The sequence below is a fragment of the Pseudarthrobacter ribosi genome (genome assembly GCF_055412865.1).
In genome coordinates this window covers 76,694-100,375 of the sequence record NZ_JBVAYZ010000010.1, presented here as the reverse complement: position 1 = coordinate 100,375, position 23,682 = coordinate 76,694, and the positions used below count along the sequence as shown (strand labels likewise).

At 68.5% G+C, this 23,682-nt stretch carries 21 protein-coding genes; 9 read left to right on the top strand and 12 right to left on the bottom strand.

Translation table 11 applies throughout. From position 1 onward, the window contains the following. Positions 1-4 precede the first annotated feature (4 nt). Positions 5-1,036, bottom strand: coding sequence for a YeiH family protein (locus ACZYZ5_RS12260; RefSeq protein WP_463902000.1), 1,032 nt, complete (start codon positions 1,034-1,036; stop codon positions 5-7). A 106-nt stretch (positions 1,037-1,142) separates the two neighbouring features. On the opposite strand from ACZYZ5_RS12260, the gene ACZYZ5_RS12255 reads away from it, so the two are divergent. The 3 genes from ACZYZ5_RS12255 (at position 1,143) to ACZYZ5_RS12245 (ending at position 4,549) form a co-directional block, all read left to right on the top strand. Then, positions 1,143-2,699, top strand: coding sequence for a circularly permuted type 2 ATP-grasp protein (locus ACZYZ5_RS12255; protein ID WP_307464945.1), 1,557 nt, complete (start codon positions 1,143-1,145; stop codon positions 2,697-2,699). Between the two features lie 75 nt (positions 2,700-2,774). Beyond that, positions 2,775-3,701 carry an alpha-E domain-containing protein gene (locus ACZYZ5_RS12250; RefSeq protein ID WP_226762129.1) on the top strand — a complete coding sequence of 309 codons (927 nt, stop codon included), beginning with the start codon at positions 2,775-2,777 and terminating at the stop codon, positions 3,699-3,701. Next, positions 3,698-4,549: a transglutaminase family protein gene (locus ACZYZ5_RS12245; RefSeq protein ID WP_463901999.1), complete on the top strand. Its 852-nt coding sequence runs from the start codon at positions 3,698-3,700 to the stop codon at positions 4,547-4,549. The genes ACZYZ5_RS12250 and ACZYZ5_RS12245 overlap by 4 nt, the downstream gene beginning before the upstream one ends. Positions 4,550-4,631: 82 nt before the next feature. Here the strand turns inward: ACZYZ5_RS12245 and ACZYZ5_RS12240 are convergent, their stop codons facing one another. Beyond that, positions 4,632-5,120 (bottom strand): pyridoxamine 5'-phosphate oxidase family protein, encoded by a 489-nt coding sequence (locus ACZYZ5_RS12240; RefSeq protein ID WP_463901998.1) that lies wholly within the window; start codon positions 5,118-5,120, stop codon positions 4,632-4,634. 178 nt (positions 5,121-5,298) lie between these two features. On the opposite strand from ACZYZ5_RS12240, the gene ACZYZ5_RS12235 reads away from it, so the two are divergent. Further along, on the top strand, positions 5,299-6,990 hold the full coding sequence (locus ACZYZ5_RS12235; protein ID WP_463902031.1) for a GAF domain-containing sensor histidine kinase: 1,692 nt from the start codon (positions 5,299-5,301) through the stop codon (positions 6,988-6,990). A gap of 70 nt (positions 6,991-7,060) precedes the next feature. Here ACZYZ5_RS12235 and ACZYZ5_RS12230 read toward each other — a convergent pair whose 3' ends face one another. Continuing rightward, complete coding sequence (locus ACZYZ5_RS12230) at positions 7,061-7,789, bottom strand: response regulator (RefSeq protein WP_463901997.1); 729 nt, start codon at positions 7,787-7,789, stop codon at positions 7,061-7,063. Between the two features lie 364 nt (positions 7,790-8,153). Between ACZYZ5_RS12230 and ACZYZ5_RS12225 the strand changes: the two genes are divergently transcribed. Then, positions 8,154-8,606, top strand: a complete 453-nt coding sequence (locus ACZYZ5_RS12225) for a universal stress protein (RefSeq protein ID WP_463901996.1) — start codon at positions 8,154-8,156, stop codon at positions 8,604-8,606. Between the two features lie 16 nt (positions 8,607-8,622). On the opposite strand, the gene ACZYZ5_RS12220 is transcribed toward ACZYZ5_RS12225, so the two are convergent. The 3 genes from ACZYZ5_RS12220 to glgC all read right to left on the bottom strand — a co-directional run bounded on the left by ACZYZ5_RS12220 (position 8,623) and on the right by glgC (position 12,130). Further along, a complete protein-coding gene (locus tag ACZYZ5_RS12220) occupies positions 8,623-9,093 on the bottom strand; it encodes a pyridoxamine 5'-phosphate oxidase family protein (protein ID WP_463901995.1) in 471 nt (156 codons plus the stop codon). 87 nt (positions 9,094-9,180) lie between these two features. After that, entirely contained in the window at positions 9,181-10,644 is a 1,464-nt protein-coding gene (locus ACZYZ5_RS12215) for an SDR family NAD(P)-dependent oxidoreductase (protein WP_463901994.1), read from the bottom strand. A 70-nt stretch (positions 10,645-10,714) separates the two neighbouring features. Further along, positions 10,715-12,130: a glucose-1-phosphate adenylyltransferase gene (gene glgC / locus ACZYZ5_RS12210; RefSeq protein WP_463902030.1), complete on the bottom strand. Its 1,416-nt coding sequence runs from the start codon at positions 12,128-12,130 to the stop codon at positions 10,715-10,717. 96 nt (positions 12,131-12,226) lie between these two features. Between glgC and glgA the strand changes: the two genes are divergently transcribed. Continuing rightward, complete coding sequence (gene glgA, locus ACZYZ5_RS12205; RefSeq protein ID WP_463901993.1) at positions 12,227-13,432, top strand: glycogen synthase; 1,206 nt, start codon at positions 12,227-12,229, stop codon at positions 13,430-13,432. Positions 13,433-13,509: 77 nt separating this feature from the next. Here glgA and ACZYZ5_RS12200 read toward each other — a convergent pair whose 3' ends face one another. Beyond that, positions 13,510-15,651: an acyl-CoA dehydrogenase family protein gene (locus ACZYZ5_RS12200; protein ID WP_463901992.1), complete on the bottom strand. Its 2,142-nt coding sequence runs from the start codon at positions 15,649-15,651 to the stop codon at positions 13,510-13,512. Continuing rightward, a complete protein-coding gene (locus ACZYZ5_RS12195) occupies positions 15,648-16,406 on the bottom strand; it encodes a TetR family transcriptional regulator (protein WP_463902028.1) in 759 nt (252 codons plus the stop codon). Before ACZYZ5_RS12195 ends, ACZYZ5_RS12200 begins: the two co-directional genes overlap by 4 nt. Before the next feature lie 67 nt (positions 16,407-16,473). Here ACZYZ5_RS12195 and ACZYZ5_RS12190 point away from each other — a divergent pair, with 67 nt between their 5' ends. Genes ACZYZ5_RS12190 through ACZYZ5_RS12180 form a run of 3 tightly spaced genes read left to right on the top strand, consistent with a single transcriptional unit; the run spans position 16,474 to position 20,183 of the window. Next, entirely contained in the window at positions 16,474-17,910 is a 1,437-nt protein-coding gene (locus ACZYZ5_RS12190; protein ID WP_463901991.1) for an acetyl-CoA C-acetyltransferase, read from the top strand. A gap of 9 nt (positions 17,911-17,919) precedes the next feature. Continuing rightward, entirely contained in the window at positions 17,920-19,275 is a 1,356-nt protein-coding gene (locus ACZYZ5_RS12185) for a 3-oxoacyl-ACP reductase (protein WP_463901990.1), read from the top strand. Further along, entirely contained in the window at positions 19,272-20,183 is a 912-nt protein-coding gene (locus ACZYZ5_RS12180; RefSeq protein WP_463901989.1) for a MaoC family dehydratase, read from the top strand. The genes ACZYZ5_RS12185 and ACZYZ5_RS12180 overlap by 4 nt, the downstream gene beginning before the upstream one ends. Here ACZYZ5_RS12180 and ACZYZ5_RS12175 read toward each other — a convergent pair. From ACZYZ5_RS12175 to ACZYZ5_RS12160, 4 genes are all read right to left on the bottom strand, one after another. Next, positions 20,180-21,307 (bottom strand): FUSC family protein, encoded by a 1,128-nt coding sequence (locus ACZYZ5_RS12175; RefSeq protein WP_463901988.1) that lies wholly within the window; start codon positions 21,305-21,307, stop codon positions 20,180-20,182. The genes ACZYZ5_RS12180 and ACZYZ5_RS12175 overlap by 4 nt on opposite strands. Positions 21,308-21,371: 64 nt before the next feature. Next, on the bottom strand, positions 21,372-22,436 hold the full coding sequence (locus ACZYZ5_RS12170) for a glutathione S-transferase family protein (RefSeq protein ID WP_463901987.1): 1,065 nt from the start codon (positions 22,434-22,436) through the stop codon (positions 21,372-21,374). A gap of 9 nt (positions 22,437-22,445) precedes the next feature. Continuing rightward, on the bottom strand, positions 22,446-23,225 hold the full coding sequence (locus tag ACZYZ5_RS12165) for a M50 family metallopeptidase (RefSeq protein WP_463901986.1): 780 nt from the start codon (positions 23,223-23,225) through the stop codon (positions 22,446-22,448). Beyond that, positions 23,222-23,608, bottom strand: a complete 387-nt coding sequence (locus tag ACZYZ5_RS12160) for a TraR/DksA family transcriptional regulator (protein ID WP_463901985.1) — start codon at positions 23,606-23,608, stop codon at positions 23,222-23,224. Before ACZYZ5_RS12160 ends, ACZYZ5_RS12165 begins: the two co-directional genes overlap by 4 nt. Positions 23,609-23,682: the final 74 nt, after the last annotated feature.

Below are 23,682 nucleotides of genomic sequence, written 5' to 3'. Positions count from 1 at the left end.
CCCGCTATCTAATCATGAGGAACGCGGCGCCCAGCCCCAGCCCGGCGATCAGCAGCCAGGACGCCAGCGCGGCCAGCAGGGCCCGCGCTCCGGTGTGCAGCAACTCGCCCACCCGCACCGCCGACCCGAGGCCAAAGAGCGCCATTCCCAGCAGCACGTCCTGGAGGACCGCGGCGGCGTCGAGGATGCCGGGGGAGAGCCAGCCCGTGGTGCGCAGGGCTGCCAGCGCGACGAAGCCGAGCACGAACAGCGGGACGATGGGCGGCCGCTTCAGTCCGGTGCCGGCGTCAGCGGTGCTGCGGTGGTGCAGCCCGGCGGCGGCGACCATGGGGGCCAGCAGGATCACCCGGGTGAGCTTGACGACGACGGCGACGGCGAGCGCCGACCCCCCGGCGGTCTGCGCGGTGGCCACCACCTGGCCCACGTCGTGCACGGACGCCCCGGCCCAGGCGCCGAAGACTGCGGGGCTGAGGCCCAGCGGCCGGATCAGCAGCGGCAGCACTCCGATGGCGAGGGTGCCACACAGGGTCACGAGGGCCACCGGGAGCACGGTGTCGTGCTGCCGGATCCGGCGGGCCGCGGCCATCGCCCCGATCGCGGAGGCCCCGCAGATGGAAAAGCCGGTGGCGATCAACAGCGCTACCGGCGGCGGCAGGCGGAACAGCCGGCTGATGCCGTAGGTTCCGGCGAAGGCGGCCAGGACCACGCCCGTGATCAGCAGCAGCGCGGCCCAGCCGAGTCCGAGCACATCGACGAGGCTGACCTTCAGGCCCAGGACCACGATCCCGGCGCGCATCAGATGCTTGCCGGCGAAGTCCAGGCCCGGCCGGCCCCGGCCCGCGGTCCATCCGGACAACCCCGGGACATTCGCGGCGAGGAGCCCGAACGCCACGGCCAGCGTCATGGCCGGGAGCACCGGCACCATGCTGTGGACGGCGAGGGCAAGCACGACGGCGGCGGCCGCGGACAACAGTCCGGGAAGCAGCCGCGGCAACGGATTAGCCCGGAGCAGCGGTGTGAGCGTAAACGGTGGCACGTGTCTACCTTGACGCAACCGCCGGGAAAAACTGTCACCGCCACGGCGGCCGCCGCCGGGAGCGCGCCGAAATGATTTCGCAACAAAAAGGTGATTGTCTAGTGACATGTCTGACCTATTCCAGGATTACTCAGTGGCCGCCGAACGCTCCGGTGCCTACGACGAGATGTTTACCCCCGAGCAACAGCCACGGCAGTCCTACGGGCAGGTCGCCGAAGCCCTGCGTGAACTCTCGCTGGCTGATGTCACCGCCCGCGCCGATTCGATGGCCCGGACCTTCCTGGACCGCGGTGTCACGTTCGACTTCGCCGGGGAGGAGCGTCCCTTCCCGCTGGACATCGTGCCCCGGGTCATCCCGGCCGATGAGTGGACCGTGCTGGAGAAGGGCGTGGCGCAGCGCGTCCGGGCCCTGGAGGCGTTCCTCAATGACGTCTACGACAAGATGACCGTGGTGGCCGACGGCGTTATCCCGCGCCAGCTCGTCACAACGAGCGCCCACTTCCACCGCCAGGTGCACGGCTTCGAGCCCGCTGGCGGGGTCCGCGTCCACATCTCCGGCATCGACGTTGTCCGCGACGCCGCCGGGACGTTCCGGGTCCTGGAGGACAACGTCCGTGTCCCCTCCGGTGTCAGCTACGTCCTGGAGAACCGCCGCGCGATGGCCAAGGGCCTGCCCGAGGCCTTCGGCCAGCAGCTCATCCGGCCGGTCGAGGAGTATCCCCGCCGGCTGCTGTCCGCCCTGCGCAAGACCGCACCGACCGGCGTCGACGACCCCACCGTGGTCGTCCTGACCCCCGGCGTCTTCAACAGCGCCTACTTCGAGCACACGCTGCTCGCCGGCCTGATGGGCGTGGAACTCGTCGAAGGACGCGACCTGATCTGCCGCGGCAACCGCGTCTACATGCGCACCACCGCCGGTGAACAGCGCGTGGACGTGATTTACAAACGCATCGACGACGAGTTCCTGGATCCGCTGCAGTTCCGCGCCGACTCCATGCTCGGCTGCCCGGGCCTGGTCAACGCGGCCCGCGCCGGCGGCGTCACCATTGCTAACGCCGTGGGCAACGGCGTCGCCGACGACAAGCTGGTCTACAGCTACGTCCCGGACCTGATCCGCTACTACCTCAATGAAGAACCCGTGATCGCCAACGTGGACACCTTCCGGCTCGAAGAAAAAGCAGCCCGGGAAGAAGTCCTGGACCGCCTGGACGAACTGGTGGTCAAGCCCGTGGATGGTTCCGGCGGCAAGGGCCTGGTGATCGGCCCGGACGCGACCAAGGACGAGCTGGAGGCCCTGCGCAAGCGCGTCATCGCGGACCCCCGCGGCTGGATCGCGCAGCCGGTGCTGCAGCTGTCCACGGTTCCCACGCTCAGCGGCGACAGGTTCGGCCCGCGGCACGTGGACCTGCGCCCCTTCGCCGTCAACGACGGCGACGACGTCTGGGTCCTGCCCGGCGGCCTGACCCGGGTGGCGCTCAAGGAAGGCTCCCTGATCGTCAACTCCAGCCAGGGCGGCGGCTCCAAGGACACCTGGGTGCTTGCGGATTCCCCGGAGGTTCCGGTGGAGGCCCTGCCGCGCCCGGCCATCACGGTCCGCGAACGGGTCTCGGTCTGGCCCGTCGAGAGCAACTGGCGCGACAGCCAGAAGGAGCAGCAGCAGTGACCCGCGGCGCCGTGTCGATCATTGCTCCGCTGACCTATTCTTTTCAGATTTCCGATGCGCTGGAGGTAACCGCGAATGCTTAGCCGTATCGCCGAGTCATTGTTTTGGATCGGCCGCTACGTGGAACGGGCTGACGGCACTGCCCGGATCCTCGACGTCCACCTTGAACGGCTCAACCACCTGCCCATGGAGGAACAGCGCAGCGTGGCGCAGGAACTCCTCGCCGTTATGGGCGCCCGGGCGCAGAGCGAGGATTTCGGCCTCCCCGAACTCCTGAATGCCCTGGCGTACGACAAGCAGAGCGCCACGTCCATTGCCGGTTCCCTGGGCGCCGCGCGGGAGAACGCCCGGCGCGCCCGGGAAACCGTGTCGTCCGGGCTCTGGGAGAGCCTGAACACCACCTACTACGGGCTCAACCAGCACCGCAAGGACGTTGTCGGCACCTACCGCTTCTGCAACTGGGTGCTGGAACGCACGGCTATGGTCAGCGGCCTCGCGGACACCACGGTGAGCCACGACGAGAGCTGGCAGTTCCTCGTGCTGGGCCGCTCGCTGGAACGCGCCGACATGACCGCGCGGATGCTCTCCACCCGGGACGTCCTCTCCGCGGGCATGTCGTGGGTGAACATGCTCCGCTGCGCCGGCGCCTACGAGTCCTTCCTGCGGACCCGCCGCGCGGCCTTCGGCGACCAGCACGCCGCCGAGTTCCTGCTGCTGGACCGGTTGTTCCCGCGGTCCATCGTCTATGCGCTGCGCGACGCCGACGAGTGCCTCGCCATGCTGGACCCGTCGGCCCAGCGCGTCGGTTTTATCAACGACGCCCGCCGGATCGTGGGCCAGGCCCGCACCTTCCTTGAGTTCCACCGCACCGATGACCTCATGTCAGAACTGCCGGAGCACATGGAGCGCGTGCAGAAGGCCGTCTCGCAGGCCTCGGACGCCATTTCCCGTAAGTACTTCAATCAGGCAGACGAACTGGCCTGGGTGGGAGAAGTTTCATGACCCGGCTGAGCATCATCCACAAGACGGCGTACAAGTACAACAAACGCGTCACCCTTTCCTACAACGAGGCCCGCATGACCCCGCTGACGGATCCCCAGCAGGTGGTGCTGGAGTCCTCCCTGAAGGTCTCGCCGTCCCAGGCCGCCCTGAGCAGCTACCGCGACTACTGGGGCACCCGCGTCACGGCCTTTGACATGCAGATGCCGCACGAGCACCTTGAGGTCCTGTCCACCACCACCGTCGAGGTGCACCGCTCGGAAAGGATCCCGGCGGAGGCTGACATCGTCGGCTGGGACGTCCTGGACGTCCCGGAGACCCTGAACAAATTCAGCGACTGGATCCCGCAGTCGCAGCTCACCGGGCCGGGCGCCGAAGTGCTCGGGATCATTCCCGGCGTCGTCGAGGGCCGCAACCCGCACGAGGCCGCGCTGGCGGTCTTTGACTGGATGCGCGGCGAAATGACCTACATGAAGGGCTCCACCGGCGTCACCACGAGCGCCGAGCAGGCCTGGAACCAGCGCCAGGGCGTCTGCCAGGACCTGGCGCACCTGGCCATCGGCGCGCTGCGCAGCCGGGGCATCCCCGCCCGCTACGTGTCCGGCTACCTGCACCCGCGGTCGACGGCGGAACTCGGCGAGACGGTCGCCGGGCAGTCCCATGCCTGGCTGGAATGGTGGGACGGCGAATGGCGCAGCTGGGACCCCACCAACCACAAGCCGGCCGGAGACTTCCACGTGACCGTGGCGAGAGGCCGTGACTACCGCGACGTGCCCCCGCTCAAGGGCATCCTGTCCGGCGGCGGCGGCTCCGCCCTCAGCGTGAGCGTGGAGATCACCCGCCTGGCCTGATTCCCCGATGCGCTATCACTTCCCGCTGTTCTGGGGCCCCAGAACAGCGGGAAGTGATAGCGCATCGACGGTTAACCGGGGGCTATTCGAGTCCGGAGCGGGTGGCGTCGTCCAGCGGTGTCCACCAGGTCAGCGGCGGGGCAACCTTGAACCGGCGACCCGTCACGGTGTCCGGGGTGATCCTGACGAAGTGCTCCTTCTTGCCGGCCTGCCACGGGAACAGCAGCAGCCCCACGGTGTCCAGGAGCTCCTCCTGGTTCTGCACCGGTGCGGCCTGCCCCTTGATCACCACACTCCAGGCGATGCCGCGCTCGGCGTCCACGCCGTCGGCCTCCACCGCCACTGGGGTGTCTGCCGTGGCCGCCTGGAGTTTAGTGCCGTCCGCCGTGCGGAACACCAGGGTACCGTGGTCCACCTTGTAATTAATCGGGAAAATGTCGGGATGGTCGTCCGCCCAGACCGCGAGCCTGCCGACGGAGACGCCGCGTAACAGACGCCAACATTCGTGGTGGTCGAGGTTCTCAACTTCAGGTGCCTGCTGGTTTTCTCCCGGCTTCGGATCAGTACTCATCCGGCGAGCCTACGTCAGGCACGCCACCGCGGGGTAGGGGATAAGGTCACAATCGGAAGCAACATCGTCCGACGTTTAGGGCCTTTGCCCCCGCTTCGGGGTATTCTGGCATCACTATCGTCAGCGCGGACGATCGTTGTGTTTGTTGTATCGAATTGGGGCCATGAGCATGTATTCAATGGGGGAACGACCGGACCAGACCGCCACTGAGCCACAACCCATGATCGACGGGGTCCTCAGGGGCTTCGTTTCCAGGGCCGAGGAATTGCTCCAGTCCCAGGAACGGATGGCCGGGCTGCTGGAGGCAGTCGTCGCCGTTGCCGAGGACCTCAGCCTCGATGCCGTGCTGGAACGCGTGGTGCAATCCGCTTGCCGCTTGCTTCATGCCCGTTACGGCGCCTTGGGGGTCATCGGGGACGACCACGCGCTCAGCCACTTCATCACGATCGGCATCGACCAGGAAATGGCCCACCGGATCGGGCCGCTGCCCACCGGCCACGGAGTCCTGGGCCTCCTGATTTCCGATCCCCGCTCCCTGCGGCTTCATGACCTGCACAAGCATCCGGAGTCCTACGGCTTCCCGGCGAACCATCCCCCCATGAAGTCTTTCCTCGGCGTCCCCGTGCGGGTCAGGGACGTCGTCTTCGGGAACCTCTACCTGACGGAAAAGGAAGACGGCAGCGACTTCACCGCCGAGGACGAGGGCCTGGCCGTGGCCCTGGCGGCCGCCGCGGGCGTCGCCATTGAGAATGCCCGTCTCTACGACGACGCCCGGCGCCGGGCCCGCTGGCTGGAAGCCTGCATGGACGTCTCCGGGCTGATGCTCAGCAGCGACCGCGACTACACCTCCGGCGGGCTGGATCCCATCGCAAGCCGGGCCTTGCAGGAATCCGGGTCGCAGCTGGCTTTGCTCGTGGCGCCCGCCACCGACGGGCGCGGCCATATCGTCGCCGGCGCCGCCGGCAAGCTCAGTCCGCAGTTCTCCGGCCGTACGCTGAGGCTCGATTCGCCGATGCTGGAAAGTGTCCTGGACGGCGGCGAGCCCGTGGTGCTTGAGAACGCCTCCGCCCTCTTCGGCGAGATCGACGGCGGGATCACCGGCCCGCTGCTGGCGGTGGCCCTGAGCACGCAGGGAGCGCACCACGGGCTCCTGCTGCTGATCCGGGACCCGAACGCGCTACGCTACGCCCGCACGGACATCGAGATGGGGGCCGTCTTCGGTTCCCATGTCGCACTCGCCCTGGAACTCGCCCGCGTTCACCGGCTCCGCGAGGAGCTGCTGGTCTTCACCGACCGGGACCGGATCGCCCGGGACCTTCACGACCTCGTGATCCAGCGGCTGTTCGCGGCGGGCCTCAGCGTCCAGAGCCTGACCCGTTTTACCAAGGATGAGCTTGCCACCGAGCGGATCCGCAACATCACCAACGAGCTTGACGAGGCGATCCGGAGCCTGCGGGACACCATCTACTCGCTCAAGAGCAGCAGCGGCGAAACGGAACTGCTCAGCGGACGGATCCGGCGGGTAACGCGCAGCTCGGCGAAGTCCATGCCGTTTACGCCGCGCCTGATCATCACCGGACCGGTGGACGCCGTCACGCCGGATAAGGCGGACAATGTCGTGGCCGTGGTCTCAGAGGGGCTCAGCAATGCCATCAGGCATTCCGGCGCGGACACCATTTCCGTGTCGGTGGGTGTGGTCAAGGGCCGCGTGACGGTCGTCATCACGGACAACGGAGCCGGCTTCGCCGAACCCGAAAAACGCCGGGGACTCGCCAACCTGGAGGACCGCGCCCGGATGCTGGAGGGCGAATGCACCATCACCAGCGCGCCGGACGCCGGCACGAGCCTTGAGTGGTCGGTGCCGCTGTAAGCCGCAGGGCACCGGCGGCGCGGCCTTCACGACATCAGCTGGCTGACCCTGCGGTTAGCGGACGCTGCGGCTAGCGGACACTTTGCGGGCGGCTGGTCTCGGCATGGCTTGCGGGCGGCACCGGTGAGGACGGCCCGGCGATGAAAACAGCGGCCTGGGTCCGGCGTTCGAAGCCCAGCTTGGCCAGCAGGGACGAAACGTAGTTCTTGACTGTCTTCTCGGCGAGGAACATTTCCGCAGCGATCTGGCGGTTCGTGAGCCCGCCGCCCACCAGTTCCAGCACCCGGCGCTCCTGCGGCGTGAGGGAGGACGTCCTGGGGTCCACCTCTTCGGCCTCGACAAGGCTGTCAACGATGCCGGCGGCGACCCCTTCCGCGAAGAGCGACTCGCCGGCGGCCGCCCGGCGTAGTGCCCCGATCAGGTCGGTGCCGCCGATTTCCTTGAGCACGTAGCCGCTTGCGCCCGCCAGCACGGCGCCGCGCAGGGCCTGCTCGTCATCGAAGCTAGTCAGGATGATGCAGTTCAGCGACGGGTCAACCGAGCGCACGTCCCGGCAGACCTCAATCCCGGTCCCGTCCGGCAGCCGGGCATCCAGAACACTGACGTCGGGATGGAGGGCGGGTATACGGCGGGCCGCCTCGACGGCGGAACCCGAACTCCCGACCACCAGGAAGCCCTCACCTTCGAGGAGCTCCTGCAGTCCGCGCCGGACGAGCTCGTGGTCATCCAGGATGAAGACACGGATGACGGCCGGCGCCCCGTCGGGTGCAGTGAGACCTGCGTCTGCCCAGGCAATCATGATTCTCCTGTCCGGCGGCTTGCGCTGCCATGAATGGTGAGGTGCTCCCCAGCCTGCTTTTCGCAGACGGCGCCTGCGGGTCGTGCCTGTTGAATCCATTGTCGCTGACCCAGGTGCCGCCGTCGCCGATATTGCGGCCCGGTCCCCGTTGTTACTTTGTCCCTTTGTTACATTGTCCACTCCGGGAGCCTGTTCCGTGCCTGCGACTGCAATTCTTCTCCGAGCAACGGGCTCCGGCAAGGGTCATTGGTCCCGCCGGGGCGCGCCGGCGGACTGTCCCCGATGACTTTCGGCCCTAGCCGCTTCCGCGGCCGGCACGGCACTATAGGCTGGACGCGACAGCCGTAAGACGAAGGGATCTGCCATGACCGAAGCCCGGGACATCCGGAACATTGTGGTGGGGGTTGATGGTTCCGATGCGTCGGTGGAGGCGCTTCGCCAGGCCCAAAGCCTGGCCGTGCCGCTCTCGGCGACCCTGGTGGCGATGGCCAGCTGGGACGTCCCTCCGGTGTACGACGACTACGTCGCAATGGGAATCGATGACTTCGATGTCCGTGCAGGGGAGATCCTGCAGGAGACCGTAGAGAAGGCCTTCGGGGCCGAAACGCCAGCCAACGTCGAGTCCCGCCTCGTCCAGGGACACCCCCGGTACACCCTGATCGAAGCCAGCCGGGACGCCGACATGATGGTGGTGGGACGCCGCGGACACGGAGGATTCGGTGGAATGCTGATCGGGTCCGTGAGCTCGGCCCTGGTGGCCCACGCCCATTGCCCCGTCCTGGTCGTTCATTCCCCGGCAGCCAACGCAGCCAAGTAGCGGTTCGAACGCGGCTCTATTCGAACGATGCCCGGCGGGGATCCGAAAGCCGGGTGCTCCACAGGTCCGGGTTGTTGACCGTAAACCGGCGCCCCGTCAGTGCCTTGGGGGCGAGCCGCACGTAGTAGCCCTTGTCGCCCGGCTGCCACGGTTCGAGCAGCAGGGCGTCGACGGCGGCTTTTTCCTCCAGGCTTTCGATCAACTCGGCCTCGCCACGGGCAACCACACTCCACGCCTGCTTTTCGTGGGCATCGTAGCCGTCGATTTCGAAGGCGATGGGTTTGCCGGTGATAGCCGCCCACAGTTTGGTGCCCCCGGCGGTGCGGAACACGATCGAGCGGCGCTCGAGCGCGAAGTTCACCGGAAAGATCTCCGGATGCTCGTCCACGATCAGGGCGATCCTCCCCACGACCTCGGTGTCCAGCATCACCCAGCACTGGTCGATGGACAGTCCGAAATCGGGCGCAGGGGTCGTCTCTGTGTTCATGTGGACCCACGTTACGTACTGTGCCGGGCACCCATTAGGGCCATTAGGCCTGTAGCCCCCGCCGGCCGGTACTGATAAGGCCGGTGCCTACCAGGGGCTCGGCTTGTAGTCCTTCAGGAAGACGCCGAACTGGTCCTCGCCCGACTCGCCCATGACGATCGGGTCGTACACCCGGGCGGCCCCGTCAACGAGGTCCAGGGGGGCGTGGAAGCCCTCCTCCATCAGCCGGACCTTGGTGTAGTGCGGGCGCTCATCCGTGATCCAGCCGGTGTCCACGGCGGTCATCAGGATGCCGTCTTCGTCCAGCATCTCCTGGGCGCTGGTCCGGGTCATCATGTTCAGCGCCGCTTTGGCCATATTGGTGTGCGGGTGGCCGGGGCCCTTGTAGGCGCGGGAGAACTGGCCTTCCATGGCGCTGACGTTCACGATGTACTTGCGCCGCGCGTCGGAGCGCTTCATCGCCCTGCGGAGCCGGCTGACGAGCAGGAACGGCGCGGTGACGTTGCACAGCTGGACTTCGAGCATTTCGAGGGGATCCACCTCGTCCACCACCTGGGTCCAGCTGTTGATGCTGGCCTGGTCGGGGACCAGACCACCGGCGTCAATGGCGGTGCCGGAGGCAATGCGCTCCAGTGAGGCGGAGCCGGTGGACAGCGCCAGCGAGGTGATGGCGTCCCCGGCCAGCACCGGGTGCTCCAGGACGGTACTGGCCAGGGCCAGCGGGTGCTTGTCGTGGGCGTGGCCAAAGGTCACGAGTTCCGGGCCGCCGTTGGCCGCCTGGAGAGCCGCGGGGAGCGGCTCGTCCTCGGCGTCGACCAGCGGCTTGTAGGCGTTGCCGGAGCGGCGCACGGTCTGGGCGGCGTTGTTGATGATGATGTCGAGCGGGCCGGCGGCGTCGAGGGAGTCGGTCAGTGCCATCACCTGCGAGGGGTCGCGCAGATCAATGCCGACGATCCGCAGCCGGTGCAGCCACTCGCCGCTGTCTTCCATCGCGGCGAAGCGCCGCGCGGCGTCCTTGGGGAAGCGGGTGGTGATAGTGGTGTGGGCGCCGTCGCGGAGCAGCCGCAGTGCGATGTACATGCCGATCTTGGCCCGGCCGCCGGTCAGGAGGGCGCGGCGTCCGCTCAGGTCCGTCCGGGCGTCGCGTTTGCTGTGGCTGAAAACGGCGCATTCCGGGCACAGCTGGTGGTAGAAGGCGTCCACCTGGGTGAAGTGCTGCTTGCAAATATAGCAGGGTCTGGACTTGATCAGGTGCCCGGCGATGCTCCCCGTCGTGGAGGGGGCGAGCTTGTTGCCGCGGGTTTCGTCGTCGATCCGGTCCGGGGCGGCCGTCGCCGTCTGGGCGATCACGGCGCGGTCGGCTTCAGCGATCAGGTCCCGCTTGCTGACCCGGCGGTGGCGCTTGACGGCTTTGAACATTTTACCGGTGGCACGGCGAACCGAAACGTAGTCCGGGTGCTCCTCGTCGTAGACGTGGATGCTGTTCAGGACCTTCAGGCAGGCCTGGATTTCCTCGGGGGTCAGATCGGAGGGCAGATCGGGGGAGCTCATTGCCCCAATTTTACAGCCTGCGGGGAGTCCGGCCCGACGCCGGGTCCGGACTCCCGCTGCAGTAGTTCAGTCAGGGTGCGTTGCCGGCCCGCGGAGCAGTGACGCCGACGGCGGCCGCCTGGACTTCCGCCACCTTATCCACTGACTCCCGCAGCGCGGGCCAGTGCTCCGTGGCGGCCTTGACCGCGTCCGGCACCAGAATCAGGTTGGCGGCCGACAGGGCGCGTTCCTCCTCGCCGGGCTCCGGGACGAGCTGGCCCTTGGACAGGACGGTGATGCCCGAGTCGGTGACCTTGAAGCCGCGGGCCCGGTCCAGTTCGGCGTCGAGCCCGATCGCCGCTCCCGCCGGGACCCGGACGTTCTTATCGATGATGGCCCGCTTCACGACGGCGCCCTCACCAATGTTGACCTTGTCCATCAGCACGGAGTCGAGCACCCGGCTGGATGTGCCGACATAGACGTCGTTGGACAGCACGGAGCCTTCCACGATGCCGCCGGAGATCACGGTGCCGCTGGCAACGATCGAATCCAGCGCCGTGCCGACCGTGTTTTTCTGGCCGCGGACGAACTTGGCCGGCGGGGAGATGCTCTGCCGGGTGTAGATCGGCCATTCCGAGTTGTAGAGGTTGAAGACCGGCACGGGCGAGATGAGGTCCATGTGCGCGTCGTAGAACGAGTCGATGGTGCCGACGTCGCGCCAGTACGTGCGGTCGCGTTCGGTGGAGCCGGGGATCTGGTTCAGGGTGAAGTCGTAAACCCCGGCCTCGCCCCTGTCGACGAAGTAAGGAATGATGTCCCCGCCCATGTCGTGCTTGGTGTCCAGGCGTTCGGCGTCGACATGCAGGGCCTCGACGAGGGCGTCGGCGTCGAAGACGTAGTTGCCCATGGACGCGAGGAACTGGGTGGGGTCGGCGGCCAGCCCCGGGGTCGAGGACGGCTTCTCGACGAAGGCGGCGATCCTGTCCGGGTTGTCCTGGTCCACTTCGATCACACCGAACTGGTCGGCCATGTGGAGCGGCTGGCGGACGGCCGCGACGCTCGCCTTGGCGCCGCTGGCGACGTGCTGGTCCACCATCTGGGCGAAGTCCATCCGGTAGACGTGGTCTGCGCCCACGACGACGACGATGTCCGGGTTGGCGTCATGGATGAGGTTCAGGGACTGGTAGATGGCGTTGGCGCTGCCCAGGAACCAGCTCTTGCCCACGCGCTGCTGCGCGGGGACCGAGGCGATGTAATTGCCCAGCTGCGTGGACATCCGCCAGGTTTCGGAAATATGGCGGTCCAGGCTGTGCGACTTGTACTGCGTCAGGACGACGATCTGCAGATAGCGGGAATTGACCAGGTTCGACAATGCAAAGTCGATGAGCCGGTAACTTCCAGCGAACGGAACGCCGGGTTTAGCCCGGTCCGCTGTCAATGGCATGAGCCGGTTTCCCTCGCCACCTGCGAGGACGATGGCCAGAACTTTTTTATTCGGCATGGTGATCGCTCCTGAACGCCTTTGTACTTCCCCAAAACAGTCCGGCACGCCCGAACGTCTTCACACTAGATCAGTTCCACCGTAACGACTACCTTGGGGTTTGTGCGTATAGACATTGTGACCAAAGAATTCCCGCCCGAAATCTATGGCGGCGCCGGGGTCCACGTGGCCGAACTCAGCAGGGTGCTCGCCCAGCACGTGGATCTGCAGGTGCGCGCCTTCGGCGCGCCCCGTGAACCCGGGTATCACGGGGCGACGGTGACGTCGTATTCCGTGCCCGAGGACCTGGGCTCCGTCAATGCCGCCATCCAGACCCTCGGGGTGGACCTGCGGATCGTTCCGGACATCGCCGGCGCGGACCTGGTCCACTCCCACACCTGGTACGCCAACATGGCCGGGCACATCGCCTCGCTGCTGCACGGCATCCCGCATGTGCTCAGCGCCCACAGCCTGGAGCCGCTGCGCCCGTGGAAGGCCGAGCAGCTTGGCGGCGGGTATGCGGTGTCGTCCTGGGTGGAAAAGACCGCCTACGAGTCCGCCGCCGCGATCATCGCCGTGTCGGAGGGGATGCGGCAGGACATCCTGCGCAGCTACCCGGACGTCGACCCGGCCAAGGTCAAGGTGGTGCACAACGGGATCGATGTAAGCCAGTGGAACCGGGATGAGGATGATGACATCATCCGCGGCCTCGGCATTGATCCGGAGCGGCCCAGCGTTGTCTTCGTGGGCCGGAACACCCGGCAGAAGGGCGTACCGTATCTGCTGCGGGCCGCCGCCAAGCTCCCGGCCGACGTTCAGCTGGTCCTCTGCCTGGGTGCCGCGGACACCCCGGAACTGGCGGCCGAGACGGCACGCCTGATCGAGGAGCTGCAGAGCCAGCGCAGTGGAGTCATCCTGATCGAGCGGATGCTGCCCCGCAACGAGGTCATCCAGGTGCTCAGCCACGCGACCGCGTTCGCGTGCCCGTCCATCTACGAGCCGCTGGGCATCGTGAACCTCGAGGCGATGGCCTGCGGCGCCGCCGTTGTGGCCAGCGCCACCGGCGGAATCCCCGAAGTGGTCCAGCACGGCGAGACCGGACTGCTGGTTCCGATCGAGCAGGTCACGGACGGCACGGGCATCCCGCTGGACGCGGAGAAATTCGTCACCGACTTCGCCGATGCCCTCATCGAGGTCGTCTCCGATCCCGCCCGGGCACGCGCCATGGGACAGGCCGGCCGGCGCCGCGCCGAGGAGCATTTCTCGTGGGAATCCATCACCGAAACCACCCTCGAGGTCTACCGCTCGGTGCTTCCCCAGGGTTCCTGACGCCCTGCACCCGACGAACAGAGGACGACGGCGCCGCCCCGGCTCAGGGGCGGCGCCGTCGTCGTATTACAGCCGGGTCAGGCGCCCGAGGCCCTGGTCCCGTGGCTCTTGCGGGCCAGCAGGATCTTCTCGTCCACCGGGGCATCGCCACTGGCGCGCTGCGTGCGGAAGTACTCCCGGGCCTCGTCCTGGCGGAGCCGCTCGGCGCCCGTGGCGATCTCGGCGCGGAGGTGTTCGGGGCCGAACCCGAAGGCGTCGACCAGGTCCAGGGCGTGCGGGCGGATTTTCACGAGCAGCCGGTTGATGTAGTCGCCCACGGTCCGTGCGCGCTGCATGGAGAGCCGGCCGTTCATCAGGTACCAGGACAGGTTGTCCTCGATCAGGGACAGTCCGAAGAGGTCGCGCAGCCAGGTCAGGACCTTCCGGGTGCCGGGGTCCGTGACCGTGCCCAGCGCTTCGGTGAAGGCCTCCCACTGCAGCAGCTCCGCGTGCGCCTGGGCAGCCTCGATGAGTTCGTTCTGGTGGCTGTTGAACAGGGCCGCGCCCTGCTGCTGCGGCAGCTTGCTGGCGCCCTTGAGTGCCGACCCGACCTCGGCGACCATGGTCTGCACCCGGTCCGTCAGCAGCGCGCGCTGGCTGGCTTCGTCCTTGATCGCGATGGCGGCCTTCTGCACGGACCCGGTATCGGCCATGAACTGAGCGACGCCGCGCAGCCCGGTCCGGTGGATGGCGGCGCCGGTGGCCTGGCCGACCACGTAGCGGGCCAGCACGCCGAAGTTCACCGTTCGGAATTCCTTGGCGTAATCGGCCAGCAGCCGCTTGGCGACGAGCTGAAGCAGGACCGTGTTGTCACCCTCGAAGGTGGCGTACACGTCCAGGTCGGCGCGCAGCGAGGCAAAGCGGTTCTCAATTAGGAAGCCGGCGCCGCCGCAGGCTTCGCGGCATTCCTGCAAAGTGTCGAGCGCGTGCCAGGTGCTGAGCGGCTTGAGCGCCGCCGCGAGGGTTTCCAGGTCCTGCCGGTCTTCGTCCGTGTCAGCCCGGCCGGAGAACACGTCGTCGAACTTCTGCAGCAGCTGTTCACTGGCGAACCCGGCAGCGTAGGTGGTGGCGAGGCGGGTGAACAACCGGCGCTGGTGCCGCTGGTAGTCCAGCAGCACTTCCTCCTCGGTCTGCGAGGAGGCGTTGAACTGGCGGCGTTCGGTGGCGTACTGGATTGCCGTCTTCAGGGCGAGCTTCGACGCGGTGACGGCGGCCCCGTCCAGCGAGACGCGGCCCTGCACCAGGGTGCCGAGCATGGTGAAAAAGCGGCGGCCCGGGCTGGCGATGGGGGAGCTGTAGCTGCCGTCGGCGTCGACGTTGCCGTAGCGGTTGAGCAGGTTGGTGCGCGGGATCCTGACGTGCGTGAAGTGCAGCCGGCCGTTGTCGATGCCGTTCAGTCCGCCCTTGACGCCGTCGTCCTCGCCGCCGATGCCCGGCAGGAATTGCTTCGTGTCGGGGTCGCGGAGGTCCATGTAGAAGGCGTGGACGCCGTGGTTGACGCCCTGCGTCACCAGCTGGGCGAAGACGACGGCGGCGACGCCGTCCACGGCGGCGTTGCCGATGTAGTCCTTCCACGCTGCCCGGAACGGCGTGTGCACGACGAATTCCTCGGTGGCGGGGTCGTAGGTGGCGGTGGTGGCGATGCTGGCGACGTCCGAGCCGTGCCCGGTCTCCGTCATCGCAAAACAGCCGGGAATGTCCAGGTTCATGATGCCGGGCAGCCACTTCTGGTGGTGCTGCCCGGTGCCGAGGTGGTTCACGGCGGAGCCGAACAGTCCCCACTGGACGCCCGCCTTGATCTGCAGCGAGGGGTCGGCGATGACGAGTTCCTGGAACCCGGCCACGTTGCCGCCGTGCTCGTCGGCCCCTCCGACGGAGGCGGGGAAGGCGCGGTGCACGGCGCCGTTGTCGACCAGGATCTTGAGCTGGCCGAAGGCGCGGCGGCGGTGCTCGGTGTGGGTCAGCCCCTCGGTCTTGTGCAGTTCCGGCTTGCCTGCGAGGGCCCGTGCGGCGCGGCGGGTGTCGGCCCACTTTCCGAGCAGCAGCTCGCCCAGCGCGGCGACGTCGACGGCGGGCGCCGCGGCAGCCGGCGCGCCGGGCGCGGCCACCGGGCGGGGGGATGTCGGCATCCTGGCAGGGGTCGCGGCGGTGCCCGCGGGGCGGTCGGCTAGTTCGGTCATGTCGATTCCTTCGTTGGTTCTGACAAGGTCGGTGCTGAGGTCGGTGCTGAAGTCGGTGGTGCCGTGCGCAGCTCGGGGGCGATGCCGAGGCACAGCCAGTCGGTGATCTGGCGGGCCATGGCCGCCTGGTCGGGTTTGGCGGGGGACGCCGGACTGGCCAGCCACTGTTCGCCGGCGTTCCGGACGAGTCCGATGGCCGCGTTCGGCCAGTAGCCGATGACTGCCTCGCGCCCGGCCGACTCGCCAAGGTGGCTGCGCATGGGCCGGGCGATCATATCGCTGATCGCCGCGAAGAAATGGCTTAGGGCACCGGCGGTGGCGATGGTGCCGCCCGTGGCGTCGCCGGGAGTGTAGCGCGTGACGAAGGTGTACACGTTGGGGCTGGTTTCCGCCATCTGCAGGTACGCGGACACCATCGCGAGCAGCCCCTCGCGGGGTGTCTGGGCGCTCTGGGCGGCTTCCTGGATGCGGCGCTGCATCTGGCTCAGCACGACTTCGCCCACGGCCTGCTGGAGCCCGGCTTTGTCGCCGAAGTAGCGGTAGAACACGGACTTGGAGGTACCCGCCGCGGCGGCGATGTCTTCCATGGACGCGTCACTGCCCAGCCGGTGCACGGCCTTGCGGGCTGATTTGATCAGCTCCCGGCGGCGCTCTTCACGGTGCGACTGCCAGCGCGAGGCGCGGCCGTCCACGCCGCCGGCGCCGGCAGGGGCGGAGCCGGCCGCGCCGCCGCCGGGAAGGTCAGTCTGGGGGATGTTCACGATACCCAGCGTATCAGGTACGCTGGGTATCGGTAACCGCTTTGATCAAAGGAGACAGCCCATGTCCGTCAACGGACAGTCCGCACCCGGACCAGAGGAATCAACCGCCCCGGCGACGCCCGGGGACGTCACGGCAGCCGCCTCCCCTTCCGCGGGGAGCCCCGCAGCAAACGCAGCAGAACCGGAAGGGCGGACAGGGCCGCGGCTGCGCCAGGCGGTCATCGTTGGCGGCAACCGCATTCCCTTTGCCCGGACCGGAGGCGCCTACACCAAGTCCTCCAACCAGGACATGCTGACCGCGGCCCTGGACGGGCTCATCGCCCGGTTCGGGCTGCAGGACGAGCGCATCGGCGAGGTTGCCGCGGGGGCGGTGCTCAAGCACTCCCGTGACTTCAACCTGACGCGTGAAGCCGTGCTGGGCTCCGCGCTGTCCGCCGAGACCCCCGCCTACGACGTGCAGCAGGCCTGCGCGACCGGGCTGGAAACGGTTCTCGGCCTCGCCAACAAGATCAAACTCGGCCAGATCGACTCGGCGATCGCCGGCGGCGTCGATTCCGCCTCGGACGCGCCCATCGCCGTGAGCGAGGGCCTGCGCGAAGTGCTCCTTGACCTGAACCGGGCCAGGACGCTGCCGCAGCGGCTGCAGGTCCTGAGCCGCCTCCGGCCCAAGGACCTCGCCCCGGACGCCCCCAACACGGGCGAACCGCGCACCGGCCTGTCCATGGGGGAACACCAGGCGCTCACCACGGCGCAGTGGAAGGTCACCCGGGAGGCGCAGGATGAACTGGCCTTCAACAGCCACCGCAACCTCGCCGCGGCCTACGACGCCGGCTTCTTCGATGACCTGCTCACCCCCTACCGCGGCCTCACCCGGGACTCGAACCTGCGGGCCGACACCAGCCTCGAGAAGCTCGCCGCCCTCAAGCCCGTCTTCGGCAAGAACCTGGGCTCCGCGGCCACCATGACGGCGGGAAACTCCACCCCGCTCACCGACGGCGCCTCCACCGTGCTGCTCGCGTCCGAGGACTGGGCGGACGCCCATGATCTGCCGAAGCTGGCCACCGTCGTCGACGGCGAGGCGGCCGCGGTCGACTTCGTTCACGGCAAGGATGGCCTGCTGATGGCTCCGGCCTTCGCCGTGCCGCGGCTGCTGGCCCGCAACGGGCTCGGCCTCGACGACATCGACTTCTTCGAAATCCATGAGGCGTTCGCCGGGACGGTGCTCAGCACCCTGGCCGCGTGGGAGGACGAGGCATTCGGCCGCACGCGGCTGGGCCTGGACGGGGCCTTCGGCAGCATCGACCGGTCCAGGCTCAACATCAACGGGTCCTCCCTTGCGGCCGGCCACCCCTTCGCGGCCACCGGCGGCCGGATCGTCGCCTCGCTCGCGAAGATGCTGCACGCCAGGGGCCGCGTAGACGGCCGCCCGGCCCGCGGGCTCATCTCCATCTGCGCCGCCGGCGGCCAGGGCGTCGTCGCTATTCTTGAAGCACTCTAGGGGGATCCGATGACCGACAAATACACCGAATTCGTGAGCCACGGCCCGGGCAGGGATATTGCCCGGAAACTCGGGCTGCCCCAGCCTGTGGTGCTGCGCCGCCACCAGCCGGGACAGCCGCTCGTGAGCGGGCCCGTCCTGGTCCAGGGAGGCGGCAGCGGCGCCGACGCGCTGGCCTCGACGCTCCTGTCCTGGGACCTCGATGTGCGCCGCCATGCGGTGCCCAAGGAGAAGCTCGGCGCGATCATCCTCGTACTGGACGAACTGGGCCGTCCGGAAGACCTGGAAAAGCCGGTGCTCACTGCAGCCACCTCCCTCCGGGACCTGGCAGCCAATGCCCGCGTCATCACCGTCTCCCGCGCGGCGGCGGACGCTGCAAATCCAGCCACCGCCGACCCGGCCGCCGCGGCGGCACGCCAGGGTGTGGACGGGCTCCTCCGCTCGCTGGCCAAGGAGCTCCGTGCCGGCACGACCGCCAACGGCATCCTGCTCTCCGGCGGCGCCGGCACCACCAGCCCCAGCACCCTCGGCGCGCTCCGCTTCTTCCTCTCCGGCCGGTCCGCGTTCGTCGACGGGCAGTTCCTCACGGTCGGCTCCGCCGAAGGGCAGCTGCCGGCCGACGCCGAGAAGCCGCTGGCGGGGAAGGTCGCCGTCGTGACCGGGGCCGCGCGCGGAATCGGCGCGGCGATTGCGCGCACCCTCTACCGCGACGGCGCCACGCTTGTCGTCGTCGACATCCCGGCCGCCGGTGACCACCTGGCCGCCGTGGCCAACGAGGTGCACGGCACGGCCCTGCAGCTGGACATCAGCCGCGAGGACGCCGGGCAGCGGATCATTGACCACGCCGTGGAACGTCACGGGCAGCTGGACATCGTGATCCACAACGCCGGCATCACCCGGGACAAGCTGCTCGCCAACATGGACCAGGGCCGCTGGAACTCGGTGATCGCGGTCAACATCGCCGCGCAGCTGCGGATCAACGAGGCCCTGCTGGCATCTGAGAAATTCCGGAGCTCCCCGCGGATCGTCTCCGTCGCCTCAACCAGCGGCATCGCCGGCAACCGCGGCCAGACCAACTATGCCGCCTCCAAGGGCGGGGTGATGGGCATGGTCCGGGCCACGGCTCCGCTGCTCGGCACGCACGGCGGCTCCATCAACGCCGTCGCCCCGGGCTTCATCGAGACGGAGATGACCGCGAAGATCCCCTTCGCCACCCGCGAGATCGCACGCCGGCTGAATTCCCTGCAGCAGGGCGGCCAGCCGGGCGACGTCGCCGAGGCCGTCGCGTTCCTGGCCAGCGACGCCGCCGGGGGCATCTCCGGCGAGGTACTGCGCGTCTGCGGGCAGAACCTGGTGGGGGCATGACCCTTTCGCAGCCCGTCATCCTGGGGGAGATGCCGTCGCTGTCCAAGCTCTACGTCAACGCGGCGGCCACCGCCGCCCGCCGGCGGGTGCTCGGCACCCAGGCGGGCGACGGACTCCCGGCGGCACGGCACGAGGTCCGCGGCGTCAAGGCGTCGGTGGAAAATCTCACGGCGTACCAGCACCTGATCGGCGAGACCGCAAGCGATGTGCTGCCGGCCGGCTTCATCCATGCGCTGACATTCCCGCTGGCCATGAGCGTGATGAACCGGGATGACTTTCCGCTGCCACTGCTGGGAATGATCCACCTGGACAACAAGGTGGTGCAGTCCGCGCCCCTCCGGTTCACCGAAGCGCTGGACATCCAGGCGTGGGCGGAGAACCTGCGCGGGCACCGGGCCGGCACCGCGCTGGATCTCGTCGCGGAGGTGCGCCGGGCGGGAGAGGACACCGTGAGCTGGCGCGGCGTCTCCAGTTACCTGGCCAAGGGCGTGTTCCTGCCCGGAATCGACAAGCCCACGGCCGCTTCGGCCGCGGCGGATTTCTCTGCGCCGGATCCGACCGCGTTGTGGCAGTTGGGCGTCGACACGGGGCGGGCCTACGCCGCCGTGTCCGGCGACTTCAACCCGATCCACCTGAGCGTGCTCTCGGCCAAGGCCCTGGGTCTGCGACGGTCGATTGCGCACGGCATGTACCTGGCGTCGAGGGCCCTGGCGGACGTGGGGGCCGCAAAGGGCGATGCCTTCAGCTGGAATGTGGCCTTCGAGGCGCCGGTGTTCCTGCCGGCCCGCGTGGCGCTGGGCATCAGCACGGGCCAGGACACTGACGGGGGGTGGAGACGCTCGGACTATGTGGCCTGGAACTCCCGGTCTGGGCGCAAGCACTTCAGCGGATCGGTTACCGCGCTTTAAGCCCGGTCCGCGGAGGCCTTCACCACGCGCAGCATCCGGTGCAGGCTCATCAGGATCGATTCCACGGCGCTGGGGGCGTCGGTTGCCGTTTCCTTGGCGCCGACGCGTGCCGTCAGGGCCCTGACGACGGCGTCGGCTTCTTCGCTCAGCTCCGACTGCCGGTCCGGGCTCTCCTTCTCGACCGATTCCAGGACGTTGCCGACGGCGGCCATGGCGTCGGCGAGCGGAGCGGCGTATTCATCCGGCACCACAAAGGGGGTGTCCTTCGCCCAGATGACGTCCGAGAGCACCTGCGTCACGTCCTGGACGTGGAAGGTCACGTGTTCCAGGTCCCGGAGGTTGCGGTAGTCCAGCTCGATGTCCCGCGGATGGAGCCGGCGCCGAGGGTTGGCTCGCCGGCTGGCGTCCGCCTTCTCCACGGCCAGCCGCACGGAGCGCGCGGATGCTTCGAGGGCGCCGGACCGCTTGGACCAGTCCTCATGTTCCGGCGGCCAGCTCTCCTTCAGCGCCTTGGCCATGTCCCAGAGTTGCTGGGCGAGCGCGAGGCGCAGTTCGGCGATGCTAAGCTCGGCGGCGCGGAAGTGCAGCGGCGGGAACACCAGAAGATTCACGAGGATGCCCACCGTGACCCCGGCCCCCATCTGGAGGAGGTAGCCGAAGGAGAACTGGTCGGGGTTGTGGCCGCCGACCAGCAGGACCAGGAGCGCCGCCGTCGGGATCCAGTCCCGGCCCGCGCCGATCTTCGGGAGTCCGGCCAGGACGACGCCGAAAGCCATCACGACACCGACGGTCAGCGGCGTCGGGCTGCCGAGAATGAACAGCACAAAGGCCAGCCCAACCCCGATGGCCAGCCCCGCGAGGGTCTGCACACCCTGCTTCATGGACCCGGCGACGTTCTCGTACATCGCCACCAGGGCGCCCAGCGGCGCGTAGTAGGGGTACTCGGCCGCGGAGCCGGGCATAAACGGGGCGATCGCGAAGGCAATGCCCGCGGCCAGTCCTGCCTTCAGGGCCAGCTGCAGCCGCGGCCACAGCACCGCCGCGCGGACGTTGCCGGCCACCATCCGCCAGAGCCGCCGGGGCAGGGAGGGGCCGGTGTGCGTGGCCTCGTCTGTAGTTATCACCCGGCTCACCCTAGGGCGGGGACGTTGCTGCGACAACTGGACGAACCACCGCCGCTGGCGCCGCTTAGTCCGCGCCGTGCCCGGGAGCGACTTCCTCCCCGGCCCGGACCGGGCCCGGCGGCGTTCCCCGGCCGAAGGGGCGACCGCCCAGGGCGTCGCGGCCGTGGGCGGTCAGCCAGTTGCCCAGCTCCGGACCCGCCGGAACGATCCCGGTGGGGTTGATGTCCTCGTGGACGATGTAATAGTGCTGCTTGATCTGCACGAAGTCGGTGGTGTCCCCGAACCCCGGGGTCTGGAACAGGTCGCGGGCGTAGGCCCACAGTGCCGGCATCTCGGTGAGTTTCTGCCGGTTGCACTTGAAATGCCCGTGGTAGACGGCGTCGAACCGCGCCAGCGTGGTGAAGAGCCGGACGTCGGCCTCGGTAATCGTGTCCCCCACGAGGTACCGCTGTCCGGTAAGGCGCTCCTCCAGCCAGTCCAGCGCGGTCCAGAGCCGGCTGTAGGCGGCATCATAGGCTTCCTGGGTGCCGGCGAAGCCGCAGCGGTACACGCCGTTGTTCACCTCGGTGAAAACTCTCTTGTTGACCACGTCGATCTCCCCGCGCAGTGCCTCCGGGTAGAGGTCCGGGGCGCCGGGGCGGTGGTACGCGGTCCACTCAGTCGCGAAGTCGAGGGTGATCTGCGGGAAGTTGTTGGTCACCACCTGGCCGCTGGCGACGTCGACGATGGCCGGCACGGTGATGCCGCGGGGATAGTCCGGGAACCGGCGGAAGTAGGACTCCTGGATCCGTTCCACGCCGAGCACCGGATCCTTGCCGTCCGGGTCCAGGTCAAAGGTCCAGGAGCGTGCATCATGGGTGGGGCCGGGCTGGCCGAGGGATATGGCGTCCTCGAGGCCGAGCAGCCGCCGCACGATCACGGTCCGGTTGGCCCAGGGGCAGGCGCGGGCCGCGACCAGCCGGTAGCGTCCCGGCTCCACCGGCCAGCCCGGCTCACCGTTCCGGCCGGGGGCGCCGTCGCGGGTGATCCGGTCCTCGATGTAGTTGGTGTCGCGGTTGAACTCCGCGCCTCCGGTGACGTAGGCGCCCTTGGTGCTGAATCCCGGGTTGTCCGTGTGTGTTGTGCTCATGGTCCCAGCCTATGCCGGGGTGCCGCCTTGTTCCGGCACGGGAAGCGACGGCAGCGTTGCGAACACCTGCGACATCGGCTGCCAGGCCACCCACCAGGCGGCGCCGACGACGGCGGCGAACAGCACGATCCAGACGGCGGCGGGGATGCGGGTGGCCCGGGAGAGCAGGTACGCGTCCGACGTCGCCAGCCGGTCCCGCCGCTTCAGGTGCACGTTGGCGAGCTTTCCGAGGTCCCGGACGGCGGCGACGAGGAGTGCCAGGCCCAGCGCGATCATGACATGGCCGTTGAATTCGGGCGGAACGAACAGCACGAGCAGTGCAGCGGCCAGGACCGCGGCGGCGGTGATCAGCAGCCCGATGCCGTTGCGGATGAACAGGACGGAGGCCAGCAGGATGAGGGTGCCGAGTGACATCGCCGCCGGTCCCCAGCCGTTGAAGCCGCTCCAGACCATCGCGGCGCCGACGACGGCCGGCACCGGATACCCCCAGAACGTGGACCAGACGGCGGCCAGGGGTCTGCGGCTGAACGTGGTGGTGGTGCCCGAGTGGTCCAGGCGCAGGTGGATGCCGCCGAGGCGCTGCCCGGTCATGAGCGCCGCGAAGGCGTGGCCGAGTTCGTGGGTCACGGTGGCCAGCAGCCCGAAGTACCGCCAGGACACCCGCGGCAGGGAGAGGGCGACGGCCAGGAGGATGACCAGACCCAGTTCAGTGCCGGTGACGTGCGGGACGGGGGAGTGGGTGAATCCGGCGACAATGCGGTTCCACCAGGTCTCGGCAGCGTCGGTCATGTTCTTCTCCGGCCCGGTGATCCCGCGGCGCCCGCCGGTCCGGCACTGTGCCGGATGCAGTACGGGGTCCAGGGCCGGGCGTCCAGCCGGCCCTCCGCGATGGGTTCCCGGCACACGGCGCAGCTGCCGTACGTGCCGGCGTCGATCCGTGCCAGGGCCGCCTCGATCTGCGCGAGGCCCTGGCGGCTCTGCTCCAGCAGGGCCGAGGCCTGGGAGAGCTCGAACGCGATCGTCGCACCCTCGGGATCGTGTTCGTCGTCGACATTGGAATCCCGCCGGGCGGCATTCACCGAGGAGATGTCCCGGCGAAGCGCGGGGAGGAGCACAAGTTTCCGGCGGCGCTCCTCCTGGAGGAGGATCCGGAACCGTTCGACGTCGACCATAGGCTGCAAGGCTAGCGCGGACGCTGCGGACGAGTCTAAAGCAGGCGTCGAAGTCCGCGGCAGGCCGGCTGCAC